This is a genomic window from Lyngbya sp. CCY1209 (assembly GCF_035615495.1).
GTDB lineage: Bacteria > Cyanobacteriota > Cyanobacteriia > Cyanobacteriales > Microcoleaceae > Limnospira.
The window spans coordinates 1-8,352 of sequence record NZ_JAJENU010000182.1 but is presented as its reverse complement, the minus strand read 5'-3'; the positions used below and the strand labels follow the sequence as shown (position 1 = coordinate 8,352).

Sequence of the window (8,352 nt, the reverse complement as noted above, 5' to 3'; positions counted from 1 at the left end):
GACCGCTTGGGAATCAATTCCCGAGGGCGCAAGCCAGGGGCCCCAACCCGATCAAATCATATTCAGATGATTGGGGAGGTTGTACGAATCTGATGTAAGATGTCGCCTCTGCCTCCTCTGCCTCCAGCCCCCGAGTCCCGATTTTTGACAAACTGGACAACCATTATCATGTCGAATCCCCAGCAGCGACAGTCCTGGATGGCAACTTTGGCGAAATCCTCCCTAAAAGCCCTGGAGGATAGAATCGCGGATTTGCAACCCCTGCCCCCCTACGATTTTTTGCGACCCCCGGAAATTGGCCTGACGATGGTCCGGGGGCGCGCCGGGGGGACGGGGGAAATTTTCAATTTGGGGGAAATGACCGTGACGCGGTGCGCGGTGCAGTTGGGCGATCCCGCCGCCATCGTCGGGTTCGGTTATGTGGCTGGCCGATCGCGCCGTCACGCGGAACTCGCGGCCCTGTGCGACGCCCTTTTGCAACATCCCCAGTGGCGCGATCGCATTCAACAATCGGTGATCGAACCCCTGCAAGGGGAACTCCGGCAACAACACGCTGCCCGGGCCCGACAGACCGCCGCCACCCAGGTCAACTTTTATACGCTGGTGCGGGGGGAGTCGGAATGACCGTTCAACTTCCCGGACTGGCCGATCCGGTCCACGACGCCCAAACCAGCTTTCGCGCCCTGTTGGACGCCCTGTCCCACCCCGGACAACCCCGGACGATTCCACCCTTTTTAACCCCTCCCAGGGACCTCAACCCGGCCTGTGCGATCGCTTGTCTGACCCTGTTGGACTTGGAAACCGAGGTCTGGCTGAGTCCGGAATTTCCCTCGGAGGTGGGGCGGTGGCTGGTGTTTCACAGCGGTTGTCGGTGGGGAACCGACCCCGGAACGGCCGATTTTGCCCTGATTCGAGATATCGCCGAACTGCCCGATCTGACCCAATTCAACCCCGGAACGGCGGAAGAACCGGAAACCGCCGCCACCCTGCTGATCCAGGTTCCCAGTTTGCAGGGGGGAGAAGCCGTCACCCTCACCGGGCCGGGAATTTTGGGGGAACAAAACATTAATTTGCCCGTTTCTGCCCAATTTTGGGTACAGTGGCGGGAAAATGTCCGACAATATCCGCAAGGAATTGACATCTTTTTTTTCAGCGATCGGGAGGTGGTCGGTTTGCCCCGAACCGCCCAACTGAAACCGTCGGAAGGAGAGCGTTGAGATGGCTTACGTCGCCGTCAAGGGAGGACAACAGGCGATCGAAAATGCGGAGGCCCTGCTGAAGGCGTGGCGGCGGGGCGATCCGGACGTGCCGGAGTTGACCCTCGACCAGATCCAACAACAACTGTCCCTGGCCGTCGATCGCGTTATGTGCGAGGGGAGTCTGTGCGATCGGGAACTGGCGGCTTTAGCGATCAAACAGGCCTGGGGGGACTTGGTGGAGGCGGTATTTTTGCTGCGGGCCTACCGGACGACCCTGCCCCGGTTCTACTCCAGCCAACCCCTGGATACGGGGAAAATGCAGGTTTCCCGGCGCATTTCCGCCATTTTTAAGGACGTCCCCGGCGGCCAGCAGTTGGGCCCGACGTTCGACTACATCCACCGCCTCCTGGACTTCAAATTGGCGGCGGAGGGGGAGGCACCGCCGGCGCCGGAAGCCGAAATTCCCCCATCAGACATCCCCCGCGTCACCGATACCCTCGGTCAGGAGGGGTTGCTGCAACCCGAACCCCCCCAGGACAACCGACCCGCCGACCTGACTCGTCAACCGTTGAAACTGCCCACCGGACGGGATGCGCGGTTGCAAAATCTGGCCCGGGCCGACGAGGGGTTTTTACTGGCTTTGGCCTATTCCACCCAGCGGGGGTACGGCAAAAATCACCCCTTCGCGGGGGAGGTGCGGGTGGGGATGGTGGAGGTGATCATCTGTCCGGACGAGTTGGGGTTCGAGGTGGCGATCGGGGAAATTACGGTGACGGAGGTGCAGATGGTCAACCAATTTTCCGGATCGAAGCAGATTTTACCCCAATTTACCCGCGGCTACGGGTTGACGTTCGGCTACAACGAGCGGAAGGCGATGTCGATGGCCCTGGTGGATCGGGCGATGCGATCGCCGGAATTGGGCGAAGCGATTCAGGGTCCGGCCCAGGATCAGGAATTCGTCCTCTCTCACTCCGACAATGTGGAGGCTCAGGGGTTCGTCCAACATTTGAAACTGCCCCATTACGTCGATTTTCAATCAGAATTAAATTTGATCCGCCAAATGCGGCAGGACTATCAATGTTAAACCGCCGCTCGTAGCACAGGCATCCTGCCTGTGAAAATATCCCCCATTATCCCTCTTAGATCCCCTTTGAAAGGGGGGAGAATTGGGGGGAGAATTGGGGGGAGAAAGGGGGAAGAAAGGGGGGAGAAAGAGGAGGCTTCGCTTTAAGTTCAACGGGTATTTTATCCTCCAATTTACCCGGTCAGATTGAGAACAACTATAGATGCAATTCAAGTCAATTTATGAGTGACAATGGAACGATAACAGAGACCCCAGAACCCGGATTTAACTTCGCCTATTTGGACGAACAAACGAAGCGATCGATCCGGCGATCGCTCCTCAAAGCCGTAGCGATTCCGGGTCATCAAATCCCCTTCAGTTCCCGGGAAATGCCCATGTCCTACGGCTGGGGGACGGGTGGCATTCAAATCACCGCTTCGGTTATCGGAAAAACGGATACTCTGAAAGTCATCGATCAGGGTTCGGACGACACCACCAATGCGGTAAATATCCGCCGCTTTTTTACCCGTGTCTGCGGTGTAAAAACTACCGAAAAAACATCGGAAGCGACGTTAATTCAAACCCGCCACCGCATCCCAGAAACCCCTTTGAAATCAGGTCAAATTATCATCTACCAAGTCCCGATTCCCGAACCCCTGCGGTGGCTGGAACCGTCCGCCGTCGAAACCGACAAAATGCACGCCCTCGAAGAGTACGGGCCGATGTACGTCAAACTCTACGAAGACATTACAAAATTCGGTCATATCGCCACATCCTACGATTATCCGGTGCGGGTTCACGATCGCTATTTGATGAGTCCGAGCCCGATTCCGAAATTCGACAATCCCAAACTGAATATGAATCCGGCGTTACAGTTATTTGGGGCGGGCCGGGAAAAGCGAATTTACGCGATTCCACCCCACACGGAAGTCAAAAGTTTGGACTTTGAAGACCATCCATTTTCGGTGCAAAAATGGGACAAATCCTGCCACTTTTGCGGGTCGAAAGATAGCTTTTTAGATGAGGTCGTCACCGACGATCGCGGCGGTCGGATGTGGATCTGTTCGGATACAGATTATTGTCAATCTCGACAACAACTCATTCAAACACAATCCCATGATTAAATTTGATCACACTCCCCTTTCATTTAACAGTCGTCGAGTCTGGGTGATGCTGTTGGAAAAAGGCATCGAATTCGAGGAAGCGATCGTCAATTTGAACGGCGATCAATATCAGCCGGAGTTCTTGCAACTGAATCCCTTTCATCACATCCCGGTTTTGGTGGATGAGGATTTTACCCTGATCGAATCATTGGCGATGATGGACTATTTGGATGCGAAATATCCCGACCCGAGTTTCACTCCGAAAAATCCGCGATCGCTGGGTATCATGCGGATGTTGGAGTTGGTCATTATGAACGAATTATTACCCGCCACCGTCCCCCTACTCAAACGATTTGCGGGGGTGCTGGACGAACCAGATGAGTCCCTGAAGCAATCCCATGAAAAACTCGATACCATCCTTAATTTTTATCAAGATTATTTGGGCGATCGCGATTATTTAGTCGGCAATGAAATCACCCAAGCCGATTTCGTCGCCGGGACCGCCATTCCCTCTTTGGAAATACTGGGTTTTTCTCTGGAGTCCTATCCAAAAATACAAGCATGGTGCGATCGCCTGCAAAGCCGGGAAAGCTGGCAAAAAACCGCACCCAAACCCGAAATGGTGGAAGCGGCGATGAGTGGCATCAAATCGAGGGTCGCAAAAATGTAAATTCATGTCTAATCAAAGTCCCCCTTCCCAAGGGGGATTTAGGGGGATCATTAACTCAAAGTCCCCCTTCCCAAGGGGGATTTAGGGGGATCATTAACTCAAAGTCCCCCTTTTTAAGGGGGATTTAGGGGGATCTTTCCCGATTGAATGAGAAAGACCGTTAATGTCATTGATTGAAAACAGGCAGGATGCCTGTGCTACGAGGTACGAGGTAGATCGTTAATATTTATGGGTCTGAACAATTTATGAATGTCGAGTTAAAAACACAATTCGGACAGTTAAAACCTCTGTTGAGAGTCGAAAACTTGAGTCAATCTTACGGATCAATTTTAGCCTGCGATCGCATCAGTTTTGACCTCTACCCCGGACAAGTTTTGGGAATCGTCGGCGAGTCCGGATCGGGAAAATCGACCCTGCTGAATTCTTTGGCGGGATATCTACCCAGTCAGGCGGGGACGGTGATTTATAATGGCGATCGCGGCTATCCCCTCACTTTCAATACTCTCCCCGAAGTGATGCGGCGGAAACTGTTAAAAACGGAGTGGGGATTTGTCAGGCAAAATCCTCGGGATGGACTGCGGATGGACGTAACTGCGGGAGCGAATATCGGCGAACGATTGATGGATATCGGCGTCAGAAATTATGATAAAATTAGACAAGAAGCTGTTCATTGGATGGAACAGGTGGAAATCGATCCGACTCGCATCGATTCCTTTCCGTTTACCTTTTCGGGGGGGATGCAACAACGCCTCCAACTCGCCAGGGTTTTAGTCACCAATCCCCGGTTAATTTTGATGGACGAACCGACGGGGGGGTTGGATGTTTCCGTCCAGGCGAGGCTATTGGATCTGTTGCGATCGGTGGTCAGAAATTTGCATTTGAGCGTTATTTTAGTCACCCACGATTTGGGTGTCGTCCGCCTGTTGGCACATCAACTTTTGGTGATGAAAAATGGCAGGGTTGTGGAAGCGGGATTGACGGATCAAGTGTTGGACGATCCCCAGCATCCCTACACCCAACAGTTGGTGAGTGCGACGTTGATGCCTTGAAGACTTTTCCTGGGTAAGGGGAGGGATCGGAATTGACGACTTTTCAAAATAAGATGATGGATTCGGAGTTAATCAATCAACAACAACCGACGGATATTTCTGCCGATACCCGTTTGAAGGCAGAAAATATTGATAAAGGATTTGTCCTCCACAATCAGGGGGGGGTGCATCTGTCAGTTTTGGAAGGAGTTTCGCTGACGGTGGATGCCGGGGAGTGCGTGATTTTGGCGGGAAAATCGGGTTCCGGGAAGTCCACGTTCATGCGATCGCTTTACGGAAATTATCGGGTCGATCGCGGTTCGATTTGGGTGAAACATGACGAAAATTGGTTGGATTTGGTGAAACTTCAACCCCACGAACTGTTAGAAATTCGCCGAAAAACCATCGGTTATGTCAGCCAATTTTTGCGCGTCATTCCCCGGGTTCCCGCGATCGCGGTGGCGATGGAACCGCTGTTGGAATTGGGGGTTGATCGCGAGACGGCGTGCGATCGCGTCGAGGAATTATTCCGGCGTCTCAACCTCCCCGAACGCCTCTGGAATCTCTCCCCCACCACCTTTTCCGGCGGCGAAAAACAGCGGGTGAATATCGCCAGAGCCCTATCCGTCAACTCTCCAATTTTGCTGTTGGACGAACCGACTTCTTCCCTGGATGAAATCAACCGCCGGGAGGTGATAGAATTGTTGGCAGAACGCAAAAACCAAGGAGCGGCATTGATCGGTATTTTCCACGATGAGGAAGTCCGCAACCGCATCGGAACTCGGGAACTCACTTTTGCAAATCCCCATGAAAATGGTAAAATTTAACTTCGAGATAAGATATTGTTAACCTCAGCCGTTCAAAAAATTAATAAAGTATGGGAAGCACCCCCGTTTGTCTCTAAAAATCATAACTCTAAACCATGAACGAACAGGTTTACACCAATTATCGCCTGCAATTACCCGATCGCGAAGTGTTGGGGACGCTGGTGGTTCGGGACGGCAAAATTGCCGACATTCAACCGGGAATTGTTTCTCAAGGTGAAAATGGCAACGGGGACTATCTTTTACCCGGATTGATCGAACTCCACACCGACAATTTTGAACGGTGTATGTCACCCCGTCCGGGAATAAAATGGCCGATCGAGGCGGCTGTGGTTTATCACGATCGCGATCTGATCAGTTCCGGAATTACCACGGTTTGTGACGCGATCGCGATCGGAGACGTGAAACCCAACTCCAACCGCCTGACGGATTTTCAGCCGATGATCGATGCCATTCACGAGGCACAAGAAACCGGACGTTTTCTGAGCGATCACCGGATTCATTTGCGGTGCGAATTGTCCTTTGAATCGGTTTGTGAGATTGCCGAAGAATATACCGATCATCCCCTGTTATCCCTGATTTCCGTGATGGATCACACGCCGGGACAGCGGCAGTTCGTCAAAATCGAAAAATACACGGAATATTATATGGGAAAATATGGCATTTCCGCAGAAGAAATGCATCGGTTCATCAAAAGGCGAAAGGAAAAACAACAACTCTATGCCGAAAAGAACCGAAAAGCTTTGGTCGCACTGAGTCGCGATCGCAATATTTCCCTCGCCAGCCACGACGATGCCACCGTCGAACACGTCCGGGAAGCCGTGGCAGATGGTGCGGCGATCGCCGAATTTCCCACCACATTGGACGCGGCGGAAGCGGCCCACAATTCCGGGTTGAAAGTCCTGATGGGATCGCCGAATTTGGTTCTGGGGGGGTCCCACTCCGGCAATATTTCCGCGATGGAATTGGTGGAACGCGATCGCGTCGATATTCTCTCATCCGACTACGTTCCCCGCAGTTTGCTTCAGTCGATTTTTATCATTTCCCAGAAAATGCAAAAACCCATCTATCAAACCATGCAATATGTCACCGGCAACCCGGCGAAGGCGATCGGCCTTTTCGACAGCCGGGGGAGTTTGGAAGTTGGCAAACAAGCTGATATAATTACCGTTCATGACGATGGGATCGTTCCCCGGATCACCTCCGTTGTTCGTCGAGGTCGTCGCGTTGCCTAACTGAAAATAAAAATGAGCGATCGAGAGTTGATTGTTTACGCCTGTCCGGTGGGTGAGTTGAACGAGAAAATCGAAGCCTACTTTCGCAAAACTCGAGACGTTTGCGGTGCGAATTCGGCTCACAATTATATGCCTCACTGTTCTCTGACGGGATTTTTTCAAGACAGTGAAACGGCGATTTCGTCCGATGTTGAAATTTTGAATCGGCTGTTAAAGTTATCGGAAATTTCGATAAAAATTACCGGCATGACTTTCAAAGAACATTGGCACGGATTGGAAATTAACGCGCCGGAACTCAAAACAACGATCGCCGATTTTATTGCCGAATCTCAGGCAATTTCCGACCCGAAAAACTTGCGATCAAAAGATTGGCTGCATTTGAGTTTTGCCTACAATTTTGAAGCCGGAAATTATGAAATACTAAAAAAAATCGCTCTCGATTCAATCGACATCAATGCTCCCGTACAGTGGGAAATCCGATTTTATCAGCGGCATGAGGACGGTTCTTGGACGTGCCATCAATCTTGGACAGTTTGATATTTAATTGGCTTAAAAAATCAATCCATCAATAAAATAGACTGATAGCGCTAAAGCGCAACAACGAATTGAAAGAGGTCAAATTATGACTTTAGAAACGATTCTCGAAATTTTAGAAACTCGCGGACATGAGCAGTACGGAAAAGAGGCCGTCAGCCAGCTCGAACACGCCTTGCAGTGTGCGACTTTGGCGCAAAATGCCGGATCGTCCCCCGAGTTGATAACAGCCAGTTTGCTGCACGATTTCGGACATTTGATTCACGATTTAGGAGAAGATACCGACATCGACGATCGCCACGAATATCGCGCCATTCCACCCCTGAAAAAGTTATTTGGCGAAGCCGTCACCGAACCCATCCGCCTTCATGTACAAGCCAAACGTTACCTCTGCGCCACCCAACCCCAGTATCGGGACAATTTGTCTCCGGCTTCTCAATTTAGCCTGGAATTGCAGGGGGGGATTTTTTCGGCGGAAGAGGCGATCGCCTTCATCCGGCAACCCCACGCGGAAGATGCCGTCAAACTGCGGCTTTGGGACGATCGCGCCAAAGTTATCAACTGTAAAACCCCGAATTTGGATGAGTTTATTCCCGTCCTGCAATGGTGCTTGAAATCGACCTAATTTGTCATATCAGATCCGCCGGTTTGACCGCACCCCCCGGCTCCCATCCCCCCCAACCCCCATCCCCCCCA

10 protein-coding genes are annotated in these 8,352 nt (G+C 51.9%); all 10 read left to right on the top strand.

All coding sequences use genetic code 11. From position 1 onward, the window contains the following. Nucleotides 1-168 precede the first annotated feature (168 nt). The 10 genes from phnG to LKE08_RS02795 all read left to right on the top strand — a co-directional run bounded on the left by phnG (nt 169) and on the right by LKE08_RS02795 (nt 8,281). A complete protein-coding gene (gene phnG, locus LKE08_RS02840) occupies nt 169-624 on the top strand; it encodes a phosphonate C-P lyase system protein PhnG (RefSeq protein ID WP_324702678.1) in 456 nt (151 codons plus the stop codon). Beyond that, nucleotides 621-1,217, top strand: coding sequence for a phosphonate C-P lyase system protein PhnH (gene phnH / locus LKE08_RS02835; protein WP_324702677.1), 597 nt, complete (start codon nt 621-623; stop codon nt 1,215-1,217). Before phnG ends, phnH begins: the two co-directional genes overlap by 4 nt. A gap of 1 nt (nt 1,218) precedes the next feature. Beyond that, nucleotides 1,219-2,283, top strand: coding sequence for a carbon-phosphorus lyase complex subunit PhnI (locus tag LKE08_RS02830; RefSeq protein ID WP_324702676.1), 1,065 nt, complete (start codon nt 1,219-1,221; stop codon nt 2,281-2,283). Between the two features lie 221 nt (nt 2,284-2,504). Continuing rightward, on the top strand, nt 2,505-3,386 hold the full coding sequence (locus LKE08_RS02825) for an alpha-D-ribose 1-methylphosphonate 5-phosphate C-P-lyase PhnJ (RefSeq protein WP_324702675.1): 882 nt from the start codon (nt 2,505-2,507) through the stop codon (nt 3,384-3,386). Continuing rightward, the gene (locus LKE08_RS02820) at nt 3,379-4,035 is read left to right on the top strand and encodes a glutathione S-transferase family protein (protein WP_324702674.1); all 657 of its coding nucleotides are present in this window, start codon (nt 3,379-3,381) and stop codon (nt 4,033-4,035) included. The genes LKE08_RS02825 and LKE08_RS02820 overlap by 8 nt, the downstream gene beginning before the upstream one ends. A 245-nt stretch (nt 4,036-4,280) precedes the next feature. Beyond that, complete coding sequence (gene phnK / locus LKE08_RS02815; protein ID WP_324702673.1) at nt 4,281-5,084, top strand: phosphonate C-P lyase system protein PhnK; 804 nt, start codon at nt 4,281-4,283, stop codon at nt 5,082-5,084. A gap of 32 nt (nt 5,085-5,116) precedes the next feature. Then, the gene (phnL, locus tag LKE08_RS02810; RefSeq protein WP_324702672.1) at nt 5,117-5,890 is read left to right on the top strand and encodes a phosphonate C-P lyase system protein PhnL; all 774 of its coding nucleotides are present in this window, start codon (nt 5,117-5,119) and stop codon (nt 5,888-5,890) included. Nucleotides 5,891-5,985: 95 nt separating this feature from the next. Continuing rightward, nucleotides 5,986-7,122, top strand: coding sequence for a phosphonate metabolism protein PhnM (gene phnM / locus LKE08_RS02805; protein WP_324702671.1), 1,137 nt, complete (start codon nt 5,986-5,988; stop codon nt 7,120-7,122). A gap of 12 nt (nt 7,123-7,134) precedes the next feature. Further along, the gene (locus LKE08_RS02800; RefSeq protein WP_324702670.1) at nt 7,135-7,659 is read left to right on the top strand and encodes a hypothetical protein; all 525 of its coding nucleotides are present in this window, start codon (nt 7,135-7,137) and stop codon (nt 7,657-7,659) included. Nucleotides 7,660-7,744: 85 nt separating this feature from the next. Beyond that, entirely contained in the window at nt 7,745-8,281 is a 537-nt protein-coding gene (locus LKE08_RS02795; protein ID WP_324702669.1) for a phosphonate degradation HD-domain oxygenase, read from the top strand. Nucleotides 8,282-8,352 lie beyond the last annotated feature (71 nt).

Bases quoted from the DNA above. Each gene is read 5' to 3' on its own strand.
- LKE08_RS02825 (WP_324702675.1), top strand. From the start codon at position 2,505: ATGAGTGACAATGGAACGATAACAGAGACCCCAGAACCCGGATTTAAC.
- phnK (WP_324702673.1), top strand. From the start codon at position 4,281: ATGAATGTCGAGTTAAAAACACAATTCGGACAGTTAAAACCTCTGTTG.
- LKE08_RS02795 (WP_324702669.1), top strand. From the start codon at position 7,745: ATGACTTTAGAAACGATTCTCGAAATTTTAGAAACTCGCGGACATGAG.
- LKE08_RS02830 (WP_324702676.1), top strand. From the start codon at position 1,219: ATGGCTTACGTCGCCGTCAAGGGAGGACAACAGGCGATCGAAAATGCG.
- LKE08_RS02820 (WP_324702674.1), top strand. From the start codon at position 3,379: ATGATTAAATTTGATCACACTCCCCTTTCATTTAACAGTCGTCGAGTC.
- LKE08_RS02800 (WP_324702670.1), top strand. From the start codon at position 7,135: ATGAGCGATCGAGAGTTGATTGTTTACGCCTGTCCGGTGGGTGAGTTG.
- phnM (WP_324702671.1), top strand. From the start codon at position 5,986: ATGAACGAACAGGTTTACACCAATTATCGCCTGCAATTACCCGATCGC.
- phnG (WP_324702678.1), top strand. From the start codon at position 169: ATGTCGAATCCCCAGCAGCGACAGTCCTGGATGGCAACTTTGGCGAAA.
- phnH (WP_324702677.1), top strand. From the start codon at position 621: ATGACCGTTCAACTTCCCGGACTGGCCGATCCGGTCCACGACGCCCAA.